General features: G+C 49.8%; 24 protein-coding genes. 1 reads left to right on the forward strand and 23 read right to left on the reverse strand.

Annotation, left to right across the window (positions count from 1 at the left end):
• Window positions 1-10: 10 nt before the first annotated feature.
• The 19 genes from OCV63_RS15120 to OCV63_RS15210 form a co-directional block, all read right to left on the reverse strand.
• The gene (locus OCV63_RS15120) at window positions 11-1183 is read right to left on the reverse strand and encodes a hypothetical protein (protein ID WP_158365137.1); all 1173 of its coding nucleotides are present in this window, start codon (window positions 1181-1183) and stop codon (window positions 11-13) included.
• A 166-nt stretch (window positions 1184-1349) separates the two neighbouring features.
• Window positions 1350-1949 (reverse strand): TetR/AcrR family transcriptional regulator, encoded by a 600-nt coding sequence (locus tag OCV63_RS15125; RefSeq protein WP_158365138.1) that lies wholly within the window; start codon window positions 1947-1949, stop codon window positions 1350-1352.
• A complete protein-coding gene (locus OCV63_RS15130; RefSeq protein ID WP_158365139.1) occupies window positions 1946-2530 on the reverse strand; it encodes a nitroreductase family protein in 585 nt (194 codons plus the stop codon). Before OCV63_RS15130 ends, OCV63_RS15125 begins: the two co-directional genes overlap by 4 nt.
• On the reverse strand, window positions 2524-3048 hold the full coding sequence (locus OCV63_RS15135; protein ID WP_262670904.1) for a shikimate kinase: 525 nt from the start codon (window positions 3046-3048) through the stop codon (window positions 2524-2526). Before OCV63_RS15135 ends, OCV63_RS15130 begins: the two co-directional genes overlap by 7 nt.
• Window positions 3049-3227: 179 nt before the next feature.
• Window positions 3228-3986 carry an N-acetylmuramoyl-L-alanine amidase gene (locus tag OCV63_RS15140; protein WP_158365140.1) on the reverse strand — a complete coding sequence of 253 codons (759 nt, stop codon included), beginning with the start codon at window positions 3984-3986 and terminating at the stop codon, window positions 3228-3230.
• 16 nt (window positions 3987-4002) lie between these two features.
• Window positions 4003-5607, reverse strand: coding sequence for an MBL fold metallo-hydrolase RNA specificity domain-containing protein (locus OCV63_RS15145; RefSeq protein WP_158365141.1), 1605 nt, complete (start codon window positions 5605-5607; stop codon window positions 4003-4005).
• Between the two features lie 96 nt (window positions 5608-5703).
• Entirely contained in the window at window positions 5704-6534 is an 831-nt protein-coding gene (locus OCV63_RS15150) for a deoxyribonuclease IV (RefSeq protein WP_158365142.1), read from the reverse strand.
• A 10-nt stretch (window positions 6535-6544) separates the two neighbouring features.
• A complete protein-coding gene (locus tag OCV63_RS15155) occupies window positions 6545-7525 on the reverse strand; it encodes a hypothetical protein (RefSeq protein WP_158365143.1) in 981 nt (326 codons plus the stop codon).
• A complete protein-coding gene (yfbR, locus tag OCV63_RS15160) occupies window positions 7522-8112 on the reverse strand; it encodes a 5'-deoxynucleotidase (RefSeq protein ID WP_158365144.1) in 591 nt (196 codons plus the stop codon). Before yfbR ends, OCV63_RS15155 begins: the two co-directional genes overlap by 4 nt.
• On the reverse strand, window positions 8105-8809 hold the full coding sequence (locus OCV63_RS15165) for a cysteine peptidase family C39 domain-containing protein (RefSeq protein ID WP_158365145.1): 705 nt from the start codon (window positions 8807-8809) through the stop codon (window positions 8105-8107). Before OCV63_RS15165 ends, yfbR begins: the two co-directional genes overlap by 8 nt.
• Before the next feature lie 18 nt (window positions 8810-8827).
• Window positions 8828-10258 carry a tRNA (N6-isopentenyl adenosine(37)-C2)-methylthiotransferase MiaB gene (gene miaB, locus OCV63_RS15170; RefSeq protein ID WP_262670905.1) on the reverse strand — a complete coding sequence of 477 codons (1431 nt, stop codon included), beginning with the start codon at window positions 10256-10258 and terminating at the stop codon, window positions 8828-8830.
• Window positions 10259-10442: 184 nt separating this feature from the next.
• Window positions 10443-11225 carry a ZIP family metal transporter gene (locus tag OCV63_RS15175; protein ID WP_158365147.1) on the reverse strand — a complete coding sequence of 261 codons (783 nt, stop codon included), beginning with the start codon at window positions 11223-11225 and terminating at the stop codon, window positions 10443-10445.
• Between the two features lie 221 nt (window positions 11226-11446).
• Window positions 11447-12184 carry a DNA alkylation repair protein gene (locus tag OCV63_RS15180; RefSeq protein ID WP_158365148.1) on the reverse strand — a complete coding sequence of 246 codons (738 nt, stop codon included), beginning with the start codon at window positions 12182-12184 and terminating at the stop codon, window positions 11447-11449.
• Window positions 12150-12791, reverse strand: coding sequence for a histidine phosphatase family protein (locus OCV63_RS15185; RefSeq protein WP_158365149.1), 642 nt, complete (start codon window positions 12789-12791; stop codon window positions 12150-12152). The genes OCV63_RS15180 and OCV63_RS15185 overlap by 35 nt, the downstream gene beginning before the upstream one ends.
• A 313-nt stretch (window positions 12792-13104) precedes the next feature.
• Window positions 13105-13311 (reverse strand): alpha/beta-type small acid-soluble spore protein, encoded by a 207-nt coding sequence (locus tag OCV63_RS15190; protein WP_158365150.1) that lies wholly within the window; start codon window positions 13309-13311, stop codon window positions 13105-13107.
• Window positions 13312-13467: 156 nt separating this feature from the next.
• On the reverse strand, window positions 13468-13950 hold the full coding sequence (locus OCV63_RS15195; RefSeq protein WP_158365151.1) for a GNAT family N-acetyltransferase: 483 nt from the start codon (window positions 13948-13950) through the stop codon (window positions 13468-13470).
• A 79-nt stretch (window positions 13951-14029) separates the two neighbouring features.
• A complete protein-coding gene (locus tag OCV63_RS15200) occupies window positions 14030-14806 on the reverse strand; it encodes a sulfite exporter TauE/SafE family protein (protein ID WP_158365152.1) in 777 nt (258 codons plus the stop codon).
• Between the two features lies 1 nt (window position 14807).
• Window positions 14808-15236 carry a MarR family winged helix-turn-helix transcriptional regulator gene (locus OCV63_RS15205; protein WP_331485574.1) on the reverse strand — a complete coding sequence of 143 codons (429 nt, stop codon included), beginning with the start codon at window positions 15234-15236 and terminating at the stop codon, window positions 14808-14810.
• 153 nt (window positions 15237-15389) lie between these two features.
• Window positions 15390-16670 carry an O-acetylhomoserine aminocarboxypropyltransferase/cysteine synthase family protein gene (locus OCV63_RS15210; RefSeq protein WP_158365154.1) on the reverse strand — a complete coding sequence of 427 codons (1281 nt, stop codon included), beginning with the start codon at window positions 16668-16670 and terminating at the stop codon, window positions 15390-15392.
• Between the two features lie 767 nt (window positions 16671-17437).
• On the opposite strand from OCV63_RS15210, the gene OCV63_RS15215 reads away from it, so the two are divergent.
• The gene (locus tag OCV63_RS15215) at window positions 17438-18838 is read left to right on the forward strand and encodes an MATE family efflux transporter (RefSeq protein ID WP_158365155.1); all 1401 of its coding nucleotides are present in this window, start codon (window positions 17438-17440) and stop codon (window positions 18836-18838) included.
• A 66-nt stretch (window positions 18839-18904) separates the two neighbouring features.
• On the opposite strand, the gene OCV63_RS15220 is transcribed toward OCV63_RS15215, so the two are convergent.
• From OCV63_RS15220 to OCV63_RS15235, 4 genes are read right to left on the reverse strand one after another with little or no spacing between them, the layout of a single operon-like run.
• Window positions 18905-19312, reverse strand: coding sequence for a hypothetical protein (locus tag OCV63_RS15220; protein ID WP_158365156.1), 408 nt, complete (start codon window positions 19310-19312; stop codon window positions 18905-18907).
• 34 nt (window positions 19313-19346) lie between these two features.
• Window positions 19347-20129, reverse strand: a complete 783-nt coding sequence (locus OCV63_RS15225) for an AAC(3) family N-acetyltransferase (RefSeq protein ID WP_158365157.1) — start codon at window positions 20127-20129, stop codon at window positions 19347-19349.
• A gap of 38 nt (window positions 20130-20167) precedes the next feature.
• Window positions 20168-20737: an LOG family protein gene (locus OCV63_RS15230; protein ID WP_158365158.1), complete on the reverse strand. Its 570-nt coding sequence runs from the start codon at window positions 20735-20737 to the stop codon at window positions 20168-20170.
• Window positions 20706-21641, reverse strand: a complete 936-nt coding sequence (locus tag OCV63_RS15235) for an AraC family transcriptional regulator (RefSeq protein WP_158365159.1) — start codon at window positions 21639-21641, stop codon at window positions 20706-20708. The genes OCV63_RS15230 and OCV63_RS15235 overlap by 32 nt, the downstream gene beginning before the upstream one ends.
• Between the last annotated feature and the right edge of the window lie 117 nt (window positions 21642-21758).

Genomic DNA, 21758 nt, shown 5'->3' on the forward strand with positions numbered 1-21758 from the left:
TTTTTCTTGATTACATAGCTGCTAACATACCTGCGCAAATACTTGCCAGCAACACAGATACAAAGGTAACGCTGGTAAAGCCGCCCACCAGCATCATCGGAACCATTCGGCTTGCAATAACCTTACGCTCCTCCTTATCCTCTATAACATTATCGATAGCTTCTTCTGTCAACATGACATTTACCGGGAATCCGTGATAACAGGTTAGAATAATACCCATACACATGTCAAAAGTAATATCTTTGAAAACCTTACTTGCCACAAATGCCATGATAAACATACCAATGGTAGAAATTACTGCCAGTCCCAGGATTTTAAAGAACAGAGAGAAAAATACATCTGGGGTTGCCGCAGAAAAGCAGCCAAAGAGATACGCCAACATAAAAGTCATGCAGATACCGTTAGCTTTGGCCTTGCCAAGCGCGTCTGCCTCCAGAAATCCAGTCGCAGAAGCCAGAAAACCTAAGATCAGGCAGGCAACCAGACGATTCAATCCTGTTATATTCTGAATCCAGATGGAAACTACGGCAATGGCCGTCAGTTTCAGAAGAATCACCGTCGGGCTTGAAAATTTCTGCAGTTTTACGAAAGGCTTAAATTTAAATTTATCGCCGTCCTCTGCCATGGTATGCGCAGTCAGATTGCCGGACTTATACTGTACGCCCAGTCTTTTTGCTTCTCGCCGGAGTACCACGCCTGTAAGCGGATAGCCAATCAGGATCTGTGTCGTTCCGGCAATCAGCGCTGCCACCGCCACATTTGGAAGATTCAGTTCCTCAGCCGCCTGCTGAATCACAATTAACGCTCCGGAACCACCTGCAAAGCTGGATACCGTGGAAAGTACCAATTCTTTTCCAAATAACAACATACCAATGGTAAAGCTGGTCAGACAAATTCCGATAACACCAATACAGGCGATCAGAATTGTTTTCCATTGACGCTTCATCTCTGCCACCGGAATACTGGTTGCCATATTGGTGATGCAATAGAAAGTACAGATCGTATACATGGTAGCAATACCGCTGTTCTGTACAATGTCCTTGGGCAGAATTGTCCAAAATCCGACAATATAACCCAGCGCCAGAATCAAAGCCGACGGAATCTTACCCTTTGTCAGCTTAGATACAATTTCGGCAAATCCCATGATTGCAAGAATGAACAATAGTGATAACATTTGTGTCATAACATCCATCTCCTTCGCATGTCATATTCTAGAATAATAACTAGAATATATTCTATTTTTATTCTGTATTATACACTTTATCATAGTAATGTGCAAGAGTAATTTTAAAAATATAAATGTTCAAAAAAAGCACGTACAAAGCTTTTTACTCTGTCGTGCTCTTTGCTTATTTTGTTATAATTTTCATAAAATCTTCTGTGTATTGCTCCATGCGTTTCATACCATCGAAATTGCCATGCTGCACTGTCCACCAGTGCAGAGTGCCACGGAAGATGGTAATCAGAAACCGCGCATAATATTCTTCTCCTCTGGGACAGTCAAACACTCCCTGTTCTATCCCGGACTTCAGTGTCAGCACAAGCTCCTGAAAGCTAACGCTCCGCTCGTGCACCAGATTGATTTCTTTTTCACCGCTAGTCTGAGCGCAGGAGAGCCGCAGAAATGGGAGTCCCCATTCCAGACTGTAGCGCATCATTTCCCTTGTAATAGATTTCAGACGCGCAACTGGTTCTTCCGGCATTATTAATAATTCTTTTTCCATATGTGTATCAAAAAAAAGATACAGATCGGAGGTTACTTCCTCTTTACTTTTATAAAAATGGTAAAAGGATCCCACAGACACCGAAGCCAGATGACAGACATCCTGTACCGTATAGGCATCCCCATACTGGTTAACCAGCTGATAAGTGGCATCAAAAATCCGTTTTCGTGTCTCCAGACTTTTCTTCTGACGCGGTGACAGTTCTTTTTCTATCATTCGGTTCATTTTGCCTCCAATACCAGGTCTTTCAGACTCCGCTTAGGAACATAATGGGTGTCCTCCGCGTCCCGGTAATATTCTGTACTTCCATCTTCTCCCACATCAATCAATACTACTTTTTCCGCAGGCTTACCAAGCGCCACAATCAGGTTCGGCTCCACGCCCTCCGGCAGATTCAGCAGTTCCTTCAGCTGAGGCTTATAGAAGCTTCCAATCATACAGCCGCCAAAGCCTTTTTCTACTGCGGCCAACAGCATAGTCTGGGCCACCACGCCCACATCCCGTTGGAACCGAGTAGTGTTAGAGCTGATGTTCATATCCTGACAAATGATAATGAAGGCAGCAGGCTCCTTGCCCGGATGAGGTAGCTGCATGTCCTTCAGCGCCTTGGCCCACATGGTCAGGAGCAGAATCTGCTCCACCTCTTCCTTTTCCCAGGCAATATAGTATCGCAGAGGCTGTTCGTTGACGCTGGATGCTGTGTAACGTGTCAGGTCAACCAGATCCAGAAGATCATCTCTGGTAAGACGCACCTTGGGATCATAGCCGCGGTAACTGCGGTTTTTTATAACTAACTCTTTTAACATGCTGTATGCTCCTCCCATCTCTGTACGTTTTCTATCAGTTCACTGCAGATGGCTGCCGTGTTCTTGCCGTCGGTTGCAATGGTCAAATCAGCCGCCGCTTCGTACTTGTCCCGGCGTTTGTCCAGAAGCTCCGCGATATACGCTGCAGTCTTGTGATTCTCCAGAAGTGGACGGTCATGGCTGTGTTTTACCCGCTCTAAAATGGTTTCCGGTTCCGCGGTCAACAGAACGATGACGCCGCTTTTCTTCATTTCCTCCACGTTGCACTCCCGCATGGGGGTGCCTCCGCCGCAGGAGACGATGACATCATTTTTCTGCTGCAGCTCCACCAAAAGGCCCGTCTCCAGCTCTCGGAAATAAGGCTCGCCTTTTTTCTCGAAAATCTCCGATATGGGCATGCCCTCCCGCTTTACAATCAGCTCGTCCATCTCCACTACTTCCCGGGACAGCCGCCTGCCCAGAGCCGCGGAAATGGTGCTCTTTCCGGTTCCCATAAATCCTATCAGAAATATATTCAATGTTTTATCCTCCCTGTAAACTCTGTTTTATTTTAGTACATCTGTACTTTTCCGTCAAACTGAATTTCTATTTGGGCTTTCATCGAGAATCCAAGATGGACATTTCTATCCGGGAAATCAGATAGAGAGTATCTATGGTTTCATAGATACTCTCTATCTTTAACATGCTCATCATAAAATTAACGGTTCAAAGTGGCAAGCACGCCCTTGGCAATGCCCTTGGCTACACTGTTCTCATAGACGTCGTCCGCCAGGCTGCTACCCTCGCTCTCGTTGCTCAGATAACCGGCTTCCACCAGAACGGCCGGCATATCCGTATCATTTACGATGGAGAAATCACAGGAACGGCTTCCCTGATCCTTCGCGCCGGTCTCCTTTACCAGAGCCGCGTCGATATTCTCCGCCAGAGATTTACTTTCTTTGTCGCCGTCCGCGTAATTGACCCGCACGCCGCTTACGGTGCTGTCATCCTCCGCGTAATTGCAGTGTACGCTGACCAGCAGATCCGCGCCGGAACCATTGGCAATCGCCACACGCTCCTCCTTGGATACATGGGAATCATCCTCCCGGGTCATCACCACCTGATAACCCTGGCTCTCCAGCATCACTTTCAACTTCGCGCAGATGTTCAAATCCACCTCTTTCTCTTCGATGGCCGCGCTGCTCATACCGGTATCCTCGCCGCCGTGGCCAGGATCCAACACGATTACATAGTTACTTCCCTGCGCCGGGATCGTGGCGCTGCTTTTACCACCCATCAGCTTCGAAACCGCAAATAGAATGCCGCCCACGATAGCCACAGCCACCAATATCATTGCCACGATAAGAAGTGCCCGGCGACGCTTTCTGCGTTTCAGTTCTTCCTGCCGCCGTCGCCTGGCTGCCGCTCTGTGCCGACGCTCCGCCGGGCTCATTTCGTGCTTGTCGTTTGTGTCCATCCGATTAGTCCCCCTGTTATTTTTCCCATTTATCGCAAAGAGCCTGGATCTGATCCGCCAGCTTCGCAATATCCTTATTTGTCCAGCCCTTACACTGGTCGATGAGACGCGTCAGGCGCCTGCCTGCCTCCACCAGACGATCGTAGACGGTCGTACCGGCCTTGGCGCTCTTGCGCTGCTCTTTCACAATGCGTTCACGATTGCCCTCGGCGATCCGGCTGTTGGTGGCCAGATCCCAGACCTCTCCGGTATAGGGTGCAGTGGTCGTAAAGCCGTAGTCGTCATGCAGGCAGGCCGCAAAGGTATCGCAGACCTGATCCTCGCCGTGTACCACGAAAACCCGCTGGGGCTTGGTTCGGAAGCCCTGCATCCAGGCAATCAGACCTTCCTTGTCCGCATGGCCGCTAATACCGGCCAGCACCTCAATATGGGCCCTGACCTCCACAGGTTCGCCAAAAAGCTTCACCTCCGAAGCGCCCTCCACCAGAGAACGTCCCAGGGTGCCGATGGCCTGATAGCCCACGAAGAGCACCGTGCTCTCCGGCCGCCACAGGTTGTGCTTCAGATGGTGGCGGATACGTCCCGCCTCGCACATACCAGACGCAGAGAGGATAACTTTCGGTTCATCGTCGAAATTGATCATCTTCGACTCGTCACTGGTAATCGACAGGCTTAAGCCCGGAAAGCTGATGGGATTGACGCCCGTTTTCACCAGCGCCAGTGTTTCCTCGTCGAAGCACTCGTACATATTTTTATTGAAAATGGTGGTCGCCTGCACTGCCAGCGGGCTGTCCACGTAGACCTTGAAACCGTCATGACCGTGAATCAGCTTCTTTGCCTTGATTTCCCTCAGAAAATACAGCATTTCCTGGGTTCGCCCCACTGCAAAGGACGGAATCACCACATTGCCGCCCCGGTCAAAGGTCTCCTGAATAATCCGGGTCAGCTCTTTTACATAATCCGGCTTGGGCCCATGGCTGCGATCTCCATAGGTGGATTCAATCAGCACATAATCTGCCGTATTCACATGAGCCGGATCCTTTAAAATTGGCTGATGCAGGTTGCCCACATCTCCGGAGAATACCAGCTTCTTCTCGACACCGTTTTCCTGGAGCCAAACCTCGATACAGGCTGATCCCAGCAGATGTCCCACATCCGTAAAACGGATATCGATACCGTCTGTCAGATGAATCCGTTCTCCATAGGGGCAGCCACAGAAGAGTTTTGAAGCGCCGTCCGCATCCGCAATGGTATATAGCGGTACATATTCGGGCTTTCCGGCGCGCTTTGCCTTCCGATTCCGCCATTCGGCCTCAAACTCCTGGATGTGGGCACTGTCCCGAAGCATGATCTCGCAGAGATCACTGGTGGCATAGGTGGAAAAGATCGTTCCCTTAAAGCCACGCTTATAAAGCAACGGCAGCAGTCCCGAATGATCAATGTGCGCATGGGTCAGCAACACATAGTCGATATCCGCAGGATTCACCGGAATTTCCTGATTTTCGTAGATATCCGGTCCCTGTTCCATACCGCAGTCTACAAGTATCACCTTTTTACAGGCCTCAAGCATATGACAGCTTCCCGTCACCTCGTGATCCGCGCCAAGAAATGTAAGCTTCATAGTCTCATCTCCCTAAAATATAGATACCGTTTTTTGTTATCTTCATTATACCGTTTGGTATATAAAAAAACAATGCTCTTTCGAAAATTTTAAGGATTAAACAGCCAGGTTTTGAAGCTCTGCGATCTCTTTCGCCCAGCCTGCGTCGTCATTGGGCGTCTCCAGGATAAAGGGCAGATTCTTCAGGACTGGATGATTGATAATCCGGGTGAAGGCCTCCCAGCCGATGTATCCCTCGCCGATGCGGGCATGGCGGTCCTTGTGACTACCGCGATCGTTCAGACTGTCGTTCAGATGGATGGCTTTCAGGCGGCCAAGGCCGATGGATTTGTCAAATTCTGTAAGAACTCCGTCCAGATTTCCGACGATATCGTAGCCTGCGTCCCATACATGGCAGGTATCCAGGCAGACGCCCATTTTCTGTGAAAGCTCTGTTCGGTCCAGAATCTCCCGCAGCTCCTCAAAGCTTCGGCCCACCTCGCTGCCTTTTCCCGCCATGGTCTCCAGAAGCACCGTCGTGGTCATGTCCGGATAAAGAGATGCGTTCAGCATCTCAGAAATGAGCCGGATGCCCTCTTCCGCGCCCTGTCCCACATGACTACCGGGATGAAAATTGTAATCATTGCCGGGCGTATATTCCATACGCTTCAAATCGTCCCGAAAGGCTTCTCCGGCGAAGCGGCGGGTATCTGCTTTATTCGAGCAGGCATTCAAAGTATAGGGCGCATGGGCTACGATTTTTCCATAGCCCCGCTCCTGCCAAAGTATCCGAAACCGCTCCACGTCCTCCGGCACGATGGCCTTGGCGCTGCCGCCCCGTGGATTGCGGGTGAAAAACGCAAAAGTATTAGCTCCCAGCTTCAGGGCCTGCTTTCCCATGGCCTCATAGCCCTTGGCCGATGAGATATGACTTCCTATCTGCAGCATATGCTCTCCTTTACAGGGTATAGTCTTTCAATGTTACACTGACCCAGCCCTTTCCATAGTCTTCGCTCTCATAATTGAAGCCTGCTTCCAACCCCACTGGAGAATAAAAGTATGCAGCTTCCTCCGGATCGGACAAAAGCTTTAACAGCTCCTCATCGCTGCTGTTGGTCACGAAATCTACGCCGCCGTTCTGGGTCTGATCCTGCGCCCGGAACCGCATCACCAGTTCCTCATCGATCTCTGCCATTTCTGACGGTGCCAGTTGCTCGCCGGTCTCAATCCGGAAATTCACAGCTGTCATTCTGGGCAGGGTACCGTTTTCCTCAGACAGGCGGTGCTGAAATACCACGCTGATTTTCTCCTCATCCATGTAGGTCACATAGCCACTGGAGGTCACACCATCCGGATAACTCCGGTAAGAATCCTTATACTGCTCCGCTGCCCGCTTAATCGCCGCATTGATGACATCGTAGCTTCTGCCGTCCTCTTTATCCCGCAGCTCTGGATAAGTCACATTATAACTGGTATTATCCTCAGTTGCAGTGGCAAACCGGGATTCAGTCAGCCAGTCGATGGTATAAGACACATCCGGATCGATGGTATCCACGATCTCCTTATAGTAAGGATCATCTGCCGACGGTTCATAGTCATCGGAATCATCGTAATAATCGCCGTAGTCATCACTGTAATCTGAACTGCCTGAATTACCCAGGGTATCCTGGGCTGTATTCAGAATAAGCCGATTCACATTGAGCGTCACAATGAGCAGTGCCGCAAGCAGCAATACCGCGCCGAGAATACTTAACGCAATTACCCAGCCCCTGGTCTTCTTTTTTCTGGGCGTGTTTCTGGTTCCATATCCCATTCCATTGCCGGAATAGGATGCCTGTCCGCCGCCAAAGCATCCACTGTAACCGCAGCTTCTACAGACGCCGTCCTGCATCAGAGCTCCGCAGCGCGGGCAAAAATCAAAATCTCTGTTTTCACTCATTGTTCTTCTCCTGTCAGTTCATCCAGATTTTTACCGTAAGCATCAATAAAATAAGTAAAAAATAATTCCGCCTCTTCCACATCCAGTGCATGAAGCTGCTTTAATGTGGTCTCCCTGGCACGGACAAATTCCCGGTTACCTGTTCCCTCTTCCTCAATGCACTTAATATAGGCTGACAGCTTGTCCGCCGCCTTTACAAGCTTCCAGAGATAGGCGTCCTCATCCTGCCTGGTAAAAAGGCGTTCATAGGAGACGCGCATTTCCTCCGGGAGCATGGAAAGCAGGGTCTGTCCCGCCTTTTCCTCTATATCCTGGTAGGTATGCCGAATCTCCGGATTATAATACTTGATAGGCGTCGGCATATCTCCGGTGATGATCTCCGTCGCATCGTGATAAAGGCCAAGTACCGCCGCTCGTTCTGCGTTCAGCTCCTTTCCCAGATACGTATTGCCAAGGATGGCCAGCGCATGGGCAATCATAGAAACCTCCAGACTGTGCTCACTTAAGTTCTCCGCCCGGGTATTGCGCATCAGCGCCCAACGGTCGATATATTTCATCCGGGACATCATGGCAAAATAATTATTCATGATTCTTCCTCTTTTTCTCCTGAATCAGGCAGATATTGCTGACCCAGAAGCTGCTGTACCGCTTCGCATAATCCAGATATTCCTGCCAGGAGATAAAGTACTCTTTTCCCCAGGAGGAAATCTGCAGGTAGCCGTTCTCCATACCGGTGACCACCACGTAGTGCGCTTTCGTCTCTGTATTTGGCAGATACACGCCGTTCTCCTGGCGGTAAAAGGTCAGCTTTTTCTTCTTCCAGAAGGGAATATTCTGGCCCACTGCCAAAATCACCGGGTAGTCCCGGGACAGACTGTCCTGAATCCGCTCCAGCATTTTTCCGGAGCTTAAGCACCATCTGGCCCGCAGATCGATCCGGTAATGACGAAAATATCGGTTCATGGCCCGCGGAATCTGAAAATTCGGCACGCCAAAACCCGGAATCACGCCCAGATAACGCTTGTTGATTTTTCTAAGATAACGCTCATAGCGGGGATAGGAAAGGCAGCCGTCCTCCCGGAGGATTCCGTACAGCAGATCCGTATTGCAGGACAACTGGTGAATGCCCAGATAAGCCAGCACATCGCCAAGGGCCACCACACCGCAGCCATATCTGCGCATCATGCAGCCTGCAGCCCAGTTCTGATTTCCTCCGAAGGATTTCCCATCCTGCGTCTTAACCGCAAGATAGGTATGCCTTAGACAACAGCGTCTGTTCTCCATAGAAGTTCTCCTAGTCTCTTAAACAATGGTTCCCATGAAATAAAAGCCCTTGCACTCGTCCAGGCTGACGTTTACATACTGGCCGATCTGGGACGCTTCACCCGGAAAATGAACCAGCAGGTTATTGCTCATGCGGCCTGTCACGTAGCCGGGTCTGTGGTCGTTGACCTCTTCAATCAGAACCTCTTGGACGGTTCCGGTATAACGGGCTGTCTGCTCTCTGGCGCAATCCTGTACCAGTTTCAGAAGCTTGTCAAAGCGGACTTTATTGTCGGCTTCTGATACCTGATTTTCCATAGAAGCGGCAGGAGTTCCGGTACGCCTGGAATAGATGAAGGTGTAGGCGTTGTCATAATGAACCTTCCGCACCACATCCAGGGTCTCCTCAAAGTCCTCGTCGGTCTCCCCCGGAAAGCCCACAATAATATCCGTGGTCAGGGAAATGTCCGGGATTTCCCGGCGGATCTTTTCCGCCAGTTCCAGATACTGTTCCTTCGTGTACCTGCGGTTCATGGCTTTTAAGATGCGGCTGCTGCCGGACTGTAAGGGCAGATGTAGGTGACGGCAAATCTTCCTGGATTCCTTCATTACCTGAATCAGTTCGTCGGACAAATCCTTCGGGTGGGATGTCATGAAACGGATTCTGCGGATGCCGTCGATCTTTTCTACTTCACGAAGTAACTCCGCAAAGGTCATCGGGGTTTCCAGATTCTTTCCGTAGGAATTGACGTTCTGGCCCAACAGCATGACCTCTGTGACACCGTCCGCCGCCAGCTTCTCGATTTCCTTGATAATATCCTCGGGCTTCCGGCTCCGTTCCCGGCCCCGCACATAGGGCACAATGCAGTAGCTGCAGAAATTGTTGCAACCGAACATAATGTTGACCCCAGACTTGAAGGAGTATTTCCGCTCAATGGGAAGCTCTTCCACGATCTCCTGGGTATCCTTCCAGATATCGACGATCATGCTGCCGTTCTCCATGCTTTCCGCCAGCAGCTCCGCGAATTTGAAGATGTTGTGGGTACCGAAGACCAGATCCACGAAGCGGTAGCTCTGTTTCAGTTTAGCCACCACCTCCGGCTCCTGCATCATGCAACCGCAGAGGGCGATCTTCATATGAGGATTCTCTTTTTTCCGGTGCTTTAAGAGGCCAAGATGGCCGTATACCTTCAGGTTGGCATTTTCTCGAACGGTACAGGTATTGTAAATGACGAAATCGGCAGTATCCTCCTCGGTGGGCTGATATCCGATCTGCTCCAGAATACCGGTGAGCTTTTCAGAGTCTCTGGCGTTCATCTGACAGCCGAAGGTTGTGACGCAGAAGGTCAGGGGACGGCCAAGTTTTTCTCTCTCCTCTGCCACCTGTTTTTTACAGACCTCTATAAAATAATACTGGCGCTCCGGCTCGGTCTCCGGAGCTGCCGCCCAGATTTCACTGTTTAAATTCATGTTCATTCTCCTGTAATATCCCATCATTCTGTACGGGTTGCCATGATTCGACGTCCCATTCTCTATAATATTACCTTTTTTACAGGATTCCTGCAACTGTTTGTTTTTGTTTGTATCATATTTGTATCGTATTTCCGGTTTTCATCAGTTTTTACGCTGCTTAAAGTGAAAAGAGGCGCAAAGCTTATCCCAGAGCCACGTCCAGTGCCATCATAAGCGTAAAGCCCACGGCGAAAAACACGGTTCCGATATCGGAATGTTTTCCCACGGACATCTCCGGAATCAGTTCCTCGATGACCACGTACATCATGGCTCCTGCCGCGAAGCTTAAGAGATATGGCAGCGCCGGAAGAATCAGGGTGGCGGCCAGAATCGTCAGGAAGGCTCCGATGGGCTCCACGATACCGGACAGAACCCCGTACAGGAAGGATTTTCCTTTTCCTGCGCCCTCCGCCCGCAGGGGCAGGGAGATAATCGCGCCCTCGGGAAAGTTCTGGATGGCGATACCGATGGACAATGCCAGCGCGCCGGTCACAGTAATATAGGTGTTGCCGGAAAGCCAGCCCGCGTAGACGACACCTACGGCCATACCCTCGGGAATATTGTGCAGGGTTACAGCCAGCACCAGCATTGTGGTTCGCTTCAGACGGCTTCTGGGGCCCTCCGCCTCCTCACTGTTTCGGTGCAGATGAGGGATGATGTGATCGAGAAGCAGCAAAAACAGAATCCCAACCCAAAAACCCACTACAGCCGGTACAAAGGCCCAGGTTCCCATATGGGCTGACTGCTCCATGGACGGAATCAGCAGGCTCCAGATGGAAGCCGCCACCATGACGCCCGCCGCAAAGCCGGTCAGCGCCCGGCTGACCTGTTCATTCAAGCTTGTTTTCATAAAAAAGACCATGGCCGCTCCAAGGGAGGTGCCTGCAAATGGAATCAGGATTCCACGGATTGTTTCTGTTGTCATAAAATGATCCCCTTTCTCGGATTAGCCTGAGCTAACTATTTTATGATTATTATATGCAGCAGGGTTCTTCCATGTCTATAGAAGGATGGGTTGTTGAGAATAAATGAAGGACAAACCGTTGCAATTCTATGTACAGACACAATTTCATAAAAAGTGTTATTGTAAAAATGAATTGTAATCATATGCCAAACTTCATTGGCTGGTTTGTCCTTCGTAAAATGCTATTTATTTTTCTTTTTCCGCTTCATACTTCGAATCCGGGCCTTCGTCTCCTCCGACACCCGGTAAGATTCGATAATTTTCTGCAAGGACTTATTATAAGTCCACTCATCCAGCTTACAGCGGTTCAGATACTTTTCCGTCTCCTCCGGGAAATACACATAATAGATCGATACCGCCCAAGCCACGCCCATCCGCACATAATAGTGGTCACATTGAATCCGGTCAAAAGCTGTGAAAGCCGCCTCCAGATATTCTGCGCTCACAAAATGACTCAACAGCATGACAACCGCAAAACGGATCTCATAGGGTTCCTTTGAATCCAGATAAGGTTTCACCAACTCCCAGTAGACTTCAGGATACCGATCCGCATCCTTAAGAGAACTGCAGAACAGATCGCAGACCGCCCAGTTCTCAATGCGGAGAAGAAATTCCCGGATATAGGTCAGGCGCTCCTCCGTCTCCATCTTCGCCCCTGCAATCACCAGAGCCTGCAGAAGATCATTTTCATACCATTCCCGGTCATTTTCCAGAAGAAAGGTTCTCCAGTCGCCCTTTAAAATTTCCTTTGCCAGGGTGCGGAGCTTCGGCGTCCGCACGCCCAGGACATTTTCCGTACCGGGCAGCAGCTTTGCCTGAAAGGCCTGATACCCCGGCTCTGCAAGTTCCCGCAGACGTTCCTTTACCTCCGCAGCCGCGAGTCCGTCAGTCCGTATAGTTGACACTTCTTGCTTTGTCATAATAAATCACGTTCTCCTGCCGTACAGAAGCCTTTCCATCTGCTACATCAATGATGGACACTGCGCAGTTCTTATGAACGCCGCCCTTCCAAAAATCTTTTAAATCGGTGATCAGAAGGCTGGATAAAAGCGCCTTTACCAACGCACCGTGACCGGATATCAGCACCGTCTTGTCCTGATACTCCAGCTGGTCGATAAGCCAGGTCAGAAAATCGGTTCCCCGGACACAGAGCTCCGCAATAGATTCTCCATCCTCCGGTGGGGTGTAATGAGCCGGGTCCTCGAAGAAATTCCGAAAATCTGGATCAGGAATATTGTACCCGTCGCCCATGCAGCACAGCCCCTCGAAGCTGCCAAAGCTGACTTCCCGCAGGCGCTCGTCCACAATCAGAGGAATCTTTCGATCCCGCCGCAGGATTTCCGCCGTCTGATAGGCACGCTGTAGCGGACTGGAAAAGATCACGTCAAAAGGAACTTCTTTCAACGCCTCTGCCGTAATCTCCGCCACCTCGATCCCGTTTTGATTCAAAGGAATGTCCGTTGTTCCCTGTAACCAGTGCTTTGTATTCCAGTCCGTCTCGCCGTGACGGATCACATAGATAACCATGTATGTTTCCTCCCGCTGTTAAATCAATTCCACAATCAAAAATTCGAACTTATATTCGTTTTTCGATTATTATATCATCTTGCTGAAAGCTTGTCACCCACTAAATTTTCTTTTCAAATAAATTTTCTTTATATAAAGCAACACCTGCCCGGATGACTTTTTGCTCTATAGGAAGCGTAACTTTCACGCATTGATGTAACATGGTATTTCCTATAGATCAAAAAAGAACCGCAGCCTCAGATTCCCATCCGAAGCCGCGGAGTCTCCTGTAACTCAGGTTTCTTTTTGAAAAACTCTTTCGAACAGGACGGCCTTATTTAGCTGCCATCTGCTTTTCCTGTTCCTCGATCATCTTCTTCACCATATAGCCGCCGACGCTTCCGTTCTGCTTGGAAGTCAGGTTGCCGTTGTATCCGTCGGTCAGGGGTACGCCCAGCTCGCTGGCTACCTCATACTTGAACTTGTCCAGAGCGCCTTTTGCTTCCGGTACTGCTGCGGTATTTGAAGATTTGTTTGCCATAAGAAACTCCTCCTTACTGCAGACGGGAATCTTTTATCGAAATTCCATTTGTCTGCGGTTCGTGATTGGTTGTTACAGGAGTTATTATGCGGAATCTTCGCTGCATTACACTGGGAGTTGTTTGCTTTCCTGATAAAATCTGGTTTTATATCAATTTTAAAAGGTCAGGCGCATCTGATTCCAGACCGCGTTTCCATGAACGGACTCCGACACGCCTTCATTCACAAAACCGAATTTCGCGTAATAGGGAATCAGACGATCCTTGCAGGTCAGCACCAGCCCTTTCCGTCCCTGGGCTTTTGCGTCCGCAATGGCCCGTTTGATGAGCTCGCCCGCGCAGCCTCTCTTCCGGTAGGACGGAACCGTATTGACGCCAAAAATCATCTGCCAGGCTCCGTGTTCCTTGTGAAGCTCTGCTTTTTCATACATTTCATCTGTCAGATCGGCCTCGTCTGTTACAAAACCGTCCACAAAAGAAATCAGTTTGTCGCCGTCATACATCAGCCAGAAATGATTTCCATAATATTCCAGGCGTTTTGCAAAGGCTTCCTTTGTAGCTGCTTCCGCAGGCGGAAAGCACTCGGCTTCCACGGCGGCTACCGCTTCCAGATCTTTCATCGTCGCTGTTCTTATGAGCATGCTCGTTTCTCCTCTTTCCTTTGTCCGGATGACTTTTTCCATAATTTTGGCTTACTCGCCGGTAACTCATATTCTGCTTTTAGGATAACATAGAAAACGCCATCACCACAATCCCCAGAATTACCAGGATTACGCCGGTTGCCCGGTTCAGGGTCTTCGGCGTAGCCCTGTTGGCAAATACCGCGGCAATCCGCGCCCAGAGCAGCGTGAAGATCACGCAGAGCGTAAAGACTGTCCAGTCCGGCGTGCCGCCGATGACGAAATGGGAGGCTGCCCCTGTAAAAGCTGTAAAAGCCATGATAAACACGCTGGTTCCCACAGCTGTCTTCAGCTCGTAGCCCAGTACAGAGGTCAGAATCAGAAGCATCATCATACCGCCGCCTGCTCCGACAAAGCCGCAGATAAACCCAATCAGAATTCCGCAAATCACGGACTGCACCGCGCGCTTCCTTGGCGATACTCCCTGCATGGCCTCTTTTGTGGTCATTACAGGCCGTACAATGAATTTAATGCCCAGTAAAAAAGTCATGAATACGGAAAAACTTCCCATCGTCGTGGAGGGAACCAGACTGGACAGATAACTTCCCACCACCGTAAAGGTCAGCACGGTAGCCATCATAATCAGGCCGTTTTTCACGTCCAGATTTCCGTTCTTCTTGTAGGTGTAAGCGGAAACTGCGCTGGCCAGCACGTCCGAGGATAAGGCGATACCTACCGCCATGTAGGGATCCATACCCAGAAAGGTGATCAGCATGGGACTGATCACAGCCGCTGCGCTCATACCGGCAAAGCCGGTTCCGAGGCCGGCTCCCATGCCGGCAAAAAATGTAACCAGTAGTGTGATTAAGAGTTTCATGTTATTGTGCTCCCTTCAAAATCTCTTCTATGTTGTGTTCCATGTCCTTCAGAGCCCTCTGGAAAATTCTCTGCGTTTCTTCCTCCATTCCGTCCAGCAGCTTTTCCCTGAAATCCTGCTGCACCGCGCGGCCTTCCAGAATGACAGGCTTTGCCTTTTCTGTACAGAGCAGCTCCATTTTCCGCCGATCCCCGGCTACGGAATGTCGTTCCAGATACCCCTCCCGCACCAGCCGCTCTACATTGACCGATACCAGGTTTGCCTTGATGTTCCGGATCTCCACCACGTCCCGCGCCGTCCTGTATTTCGGATTATTGCCGAAAAACATCAGAATATCAAAGGCGGTCTGCGGCAGGTCAAGCCTTTTACATAAGGGCCTGCACACGGCATGATAAGCCAGTTGAAGCTTTCTGGGAAATTCAATTTCCATAACCATAGCTTCTTTCCTTTCTTTTTAGTAGTTCATTTTTGAATAATTCATTTTTGAAGTATTATAACACACAACGATGAAAATGCAAGAAAAAAATAAGAACCAATCCTCCTTTTCCCGGAGGATCGGTTCTCATTTTCATCTTTCTTCCATTCAGATAGCGTCCAGAGCCTGCGCGATATCCGCGATCAGATCCGCTTTATCCTCCAGGCCGCAGGAAATCCGAATCAGTCCCGCCGGGATTCCTGCCGCGGCAAGCTGCTCGTCGTTCATCTGGCGGTGGGTGGAGCTGGCCGGATTCAGGCAGCAGGTCCGCGCGTCGGCCACATGGGTCTCAATGGCCGCCAGCTTCAGGTTTTTCATGAACTTTTCCGCTGCTTCCCTTCCGCCCTTCAGTTCAAAGGAAACTACGCCGCAGCCGCCCTTCGGCAGATATTTCTGCGCCAGCCCATAATACGGATTGGAGGGCAAGGTCGGATAATTTACAAACGCAACTTTTTCATGCTGCTCCAGGAATTCCGCGACCGCCTGTCCGTTCTCCACATGACGGGGCATCCGCACGTGCAGAGATTCCAGTCCCAGATTCAGGATAAAAGCGCTCTGGGGAGACTGCATACAGCCCAGATCCCGCATCAGCTGAGAGGTACACTTTGTAATAAACGCGCCTTCTTTTCCAAATTTTTCCGCATACGTAATTCCGTGATAAGACTCGTCCGGCGTACAGAGTCCCGGAAACTTGTCCTTGTGGGCCATCCAGTCGAACTTGCCGCCGTCAATAATCGCTCCGCCCAGAGCCGCTCCGTGTCCGTCCATATATTTGGTGGTGGAATGGGTCACAATATCTGCTCCCCATTCAATCGGCCGCAGATTTACCGGGGTAGGAAAGGTATTATCCACAATCAGAGGCACGCCGTGGGCATGGGCCGCCTTTGCGAACTTCTCGATGTCCAGCACCGTCAGCGCCGGATTGGCGATAGATTCCCCGAATACGGCTTTCGTGTTCTCCTGAAATGCCGCGTTCAGCTCCTCCTCGGCACAGTCCGGATCCACGAAGGTTACATCTACGCCCATTTTCTTCATGGTTACAGAAATCAGGTTATAGGTTCCGCCGTAAATGCTGGAAGAAGCCACAATGTGGCTGCCTGCCTCGCAGATATTAAACAGGGCAAAGAAATTCGCGGCCTGTCCGGAGGAGGTCAGCATACCTGCGGCTCCTCCCTCCAGTGCTGTGATCTTTGCCGCCACATAATCATTGGTGGGGTTCTGCAGACGGGAATAAAAATAGCCCTCTGCCTCCAGATCAAACAGCTTTCCCATATCCTCGCTGGTATCATACTTAAATGTGGTGGACTGGATAATCGGAATCTGTCTCGGTTCTCCGTTTCCCGGTGTATAACCGGCCTGTACGCATTTTGTGTTGAATGAATAATCCATGTATGTTCTCCGCCTTTTCGTAAAAATGTAAAACTGCTTTTATGTTACACCTATTTTTTCTATCTGTAAAGATGGAGAAAAGCCATTTATTGGAAAGAGATGCTATTCCAATGCATCACTTCTAACATAATGTGTTTTGCGCCCGGAGCCAAGACGCGTAATCGTCCCATCCTGAACTAATTTTTTCAATGCTGCTTCGACAGAGGAACTGCCTAAACTGGGGCATCCTTCCAGAGTATTCTGTTTCGTAAAGGTACCGATGTGATTCATCGCATATTCTCGTACAACATCATAAGAAGTAATTCCTGCCGGCCTTTATGTTCATGTATTTGAGCAACATAAGAGAGGATTTCATTATCCCACGTTCTCTCTGCCAGTTTGTGATAGTCAAAGTTTCTCATAGGTTCCCTTCTTTCTCCCAATTATATATCTGTTTTGGGAGAAAACCAATTCCCTCCGGGAGAAAAACTTATCTTTAATCTTGCGTTTTCATTCCCCTGCAAAAAAACCTTTGAAATTTTCATTTTCCTCTGTTATAATAATCCAATGGCAGGAAAAACCTGCATCGAGTAGCAGAAATGCGTAAGTCCAGATTCTCAGGGCTTACGCATTTTTTATGTAACAGGAAAAATTCCGATGGAATCCCCTGTTACATAAAAATGTTATCGCACTGCGGCGGAATGGAATCATGTCGCCAATGCGACCCGCCACAGGCGGAGAATCCTGCTTCGCAGAATTCTATTTTTATCAAAAAGAAGGAGATTATTATGAATACCGGAAATCAGTTTTTAGGAACAGAGCATATCGACAGGCTCATGCGGCAGTATGCCATTCCCTGTATCATCTCACTGCTGGTTGGCGCGCTCTACAACATCGTCGATCAGATCTTTATTGCCAATGCCAGCTATCTGGGCTCTTACGGCAATGCAGCCAACACCGTGGTTTTCCCGCTGACCGTGGTTGCCCTTGCCATCGCCGTCATGATCGGAGACGGCTGCTGCGCCTTCGTCAGTATGGCACTGGGCAGAAATGAAACTGCCAGGGCAAAGCGCAGCGTTGGCAATGCAGTAGTATTGATCCTTGTCAGCAGTCTTGCTTTGACGGCCATATACCTCATTTTTGCGGACAGCATTATCGCCATGTTTGGCGGTACTGTCAATAAGGAAACCTTCCATCACTCCCAGGAGTATTTCTTTTATATCAGCCTGGGCGTTCCGTTCTATATGTTCGGTCAGGCCATGAATCCTGTTATCCGCGCAGATGGAAGCCCGAAATTTGCCATGGTCTCCACCCTGGCGGGCGCCGTTATCAATATCATACTGGATCCTATTTTCATCTTTGGCTGTAAATGGGGTATGATGGGCGCAGCCGTGGCAACGGTGATTGGTCAGGTAGCAACCGCAGTTCTCGCCGTCTGGTATCTCTTACATATGAAAATTATCCGTCCTGCATCCGGCGACTATTCCCTGCAGGGCAATATTTGCAGACGCATGCTGACCCTTGGCATTACCAGTTTTCTTTCCCAGATCAGTCTCGTGGCAGCAATGGCTGCCATCAACAATATGCTGCGAAAATACGGCTCACTGGACGCTGTGTTCGGACAGGAGCAGTATGCCCAGATTCCCATGGCCGTAGTGGGCATTGTCATGAAATTTTTCCAGATCGTTATCTCCATTGTAGTCGGTATGGCCGCAGGCTGTATCCCCATCGTCGGCTACAACATGGGCGCAGGAAAGAAGCTGCGTGTACGGGAGCTGTTTACCAGACTGCTGATTGCCGAGGCGCTGGTGGGCGCGGTGGCACTTGTACTGGCCGAGGGATTTCCCCAGCAGCTTATCGACATTTTCGGCGCAGCCAATGAAAGCAGCTACTACACGGATTTTGCCATCAAAGCCTTCCGTACCTATCTCTGCATGATGATTCTGGCATGTATCAACAAAGCCTGCTTCATTTTCCTGCAGGCGATAGGCAAGGCGCTGGCGTCCACGCTGCTGTCCATGTTCCGGGAAGTGGTATTCGGCGTAGGCTTCGCCCTGCTGCTGCCGGTATTTTTCGGTCTGGACGGTGTGCTGTATTCCATGCCGGTTTCAGATATCCTGACCTTTCTCATCTCGGCTGTCATCATTGTAAAAACCTATCAGGAATTAAAGCAGGAAGTACGAAGCTAACAAAAATGGGAGTGAACTCTGTTTTTCTGAGTTTCACTCCCGTTTTTTGTTATGCCCTGGCCTGTTTTATAATTTCAATTTTATCGTGCTGAGCGCCACAATCAGAATTCCTGCACAGGCAATCGCCACGTCAAATCCATAGGGAATTCCAACCATAAGTGACACCACGCTATACGCCAGAAATATCAGCGCAAGGTATCCGAACCGCTTCATATGTGCCAGAGCGAACGCTTTTCTCCTCTCACTTCCTACGGCTTTGGCATCCTCATAACTGGTGCCATTGTACCAATAGACAGACTCTGTCTGATAAATCAAAAGAGTCAGGATAAAAATGCCGATGGTCGATGCATTATCTACGACAGCCAGCGTAAGCTGTGTGCCAAGATTTGGCAGGAAGCACGCGCCCACCACAACCACGCAGAATCCAATGAGCCAGACCACAAACCCGGTGTAGCTTTTCTTATATACCTCCATGAATAACTCCTCCTTAGTTGACTGATACACGTTTTCACGCCCTGTTTGTCTCCATCCATTTCACCGCAAAATCCACAAGCTCTCTCTGATACATCAGCCTGACAAGGGCATTTCCAATCCGGACCCCAGGAACCGCATACGCTTTCTCAAAATCCTCTCCGATTTTTTCAAAATCGTTGCCATCCACAAACAGGGTTTCGTAGGCTTTCCAGACTCCTTTCCCCGCTTCTGACACTGCGCTGTGTTCCACACAGGTATGCTTGCCCGGATATTCCGCGCGCACGTTTGCCAGATGAAGAGACGTATTCTTATCATACCCCGTACCAATCAGCAGAACCTTTCCGTCCAGCTCATAAAGCCTTCCAATCGGAGAACCATCTCCAAAGATATTAGACAGATCGTGATCCTTCGTCAGATACTCCGCATATCTGCCCCACGCGCACACAGACCGAGCCGGGTGGTCGCTCCGGACACTGCCGGGTACCTGCCGGAACATTTCCGCAACAGCACCCATCGTATTGGTCGGGGTCAGATTTTTATCATAAGCCGGCCAGTTGTCCCGAATGAGCTGCCAGTCCTTTTGATCTGCCTCCCAATGAACCCCCGTCTCTGGATCCAGATTTTTCCATGACTGTGTGGGCATCATGATTGTTCCGGAATCACCAACCACTTCCATTAGCGCCTCAATCACAGCCTGTGCGCCGCCGCAGACATACCCCATCTTTCCCAGGGAAGTATGAACCATTACGGTATCTCCGTTTTTCAAACCAACTTCCTTTAATTTTTGGGTTATTTCATCTTTCAGGATAACCTGCATTCCAATCCCCCTCCATATCTTAAAATCAACGCTATCCCCTACAAAACCTTCCGCCCGTTCACCGTCAGCTTAAACGTGGTTCCCAGAATCTCTTGAATCTCTGACAGATTCCCCGCAAAATAAATGCCCTGCTGCCGTTCCCCGGAAGAAAGCCCCTTCGCAATCATATGTTCCAGCAGCGCCTTCAGGCTGTCATAGTACCCGTTCAGGTTGTAGAGAATACAGGGCGCGTCAAGCTGCTTCAGAGACACCTTTGACATGACCTCCGCAATCTCCTCCAGTGTTCCGGTGCCGCCCGGAAAGGCGAGAAAGGCATCTCCAAGCTCTATCATTTTCGCCTTCCGCTCCGCCATGGTGGGCGTCACATGAAGCTCCGTCAGGCCTTCATGCTGCACGTCCTCGTCCACAAAGCACTGGGCTTCAATTCCGATCACTCTTCCACCTGCTGTGAGCGTACTGTCTGCCAGTTCGCCCATCAGGCCGGTTCTGGATCCGCCATATACCAGCGTATTGCCGCTTTCCCCAATCCAGCTTCCCAGCTCCTGTACAGCCGTTTTTAAAGCCGGATCATTTCCTTCATTTGCCCCCAGATATATGGTAACATTCATGGTCTTTTGTCTCCTGTCTTTTCTTATTCTCTTTCTGCCGATATTCCTTCGGCGTCATTCCCGTCAGCTCCCGGAACCTTCGGGTATAATAGCTCTGGCTGGAAAAGCCGCAGCTTTGCGCTACCCGGGCAATGGTGCTGTCCGTTTCTTCCAGTAGATACATGCTTTTGTGAATCCGGTACCGTAGCAGATAATCGGAAATGGTCTGTCCCGACTGCTTCTTAAAATACCGGCAGCATTCACTCCGGCTAAGACCAATCTGATCCGCCACATCATCGAGACCGATTTCCGCTGCATAATGCTTCTGCAGATAACCGAGCATTTTCTGAAACCGGATATCCGCCCTCTGTGGCTGACAGATCAGTTCCTCCTCTAAAAGTGCCCGCATCCGCTTCCAGATTTTAAAAACATTTCCCATGAGTTCAAGCTCATAACCTTCTTCCTTTGCCTCAAAGCTTCCGGCCATTTCCGTAAGAAGAGCCAGAATCTCTTTTCCCTGTACTGTATGGCGATCTATCACTTTCCGGTTCAGGGCCGGACTTTGCAGCACCGGAAGCACGCTGTTTTCATACAGGCTTCCCTCCCGGACCGGGCAGATCAAATCCGGCGGGAAATTTACGCAGAAGAAAGCCGCTTCTTCTCCCTGCGCTCCTGCCCTGTGCGTCCTCTGGGAATTGATAAAAACCGCTTCTCCTTCCGGGACTGTGCTCCGACAGGATTCGGTACTCCACAGAACCGTCCCCTGCACAGTCAGACACAGCTGGAAATCCACATGCCAGTGCCAGTCAATCAAGTCATAGGTATCTGAGCTAAAGCGGCTGAAATGACAGGATATGGGAAATCCGGGGATATTTTTCATAATTTCCTGCTTCCCGGAATCTAGGTTGATCTCTTTCGCTCTCATGGCATCCTCCTGCTGCAAGCATAGCACACACTCTTTATAAGCGCAATATTTTTATAAATTTACGCGAATATAAGTCTATAAAGAATTTCTTCGCCGCAATATAATATCACTATCAAC

The organism is Laedolimicola ammoniilytica (assembly GCF_025567165.1).
Taxonomy (GTDB): domain Bacteria; phylum Bacillota; class Clostridia; order Lachnospirales; family Lachnospiraceae; genus Laedolimicola; species Laedolimicola ammoniilytica.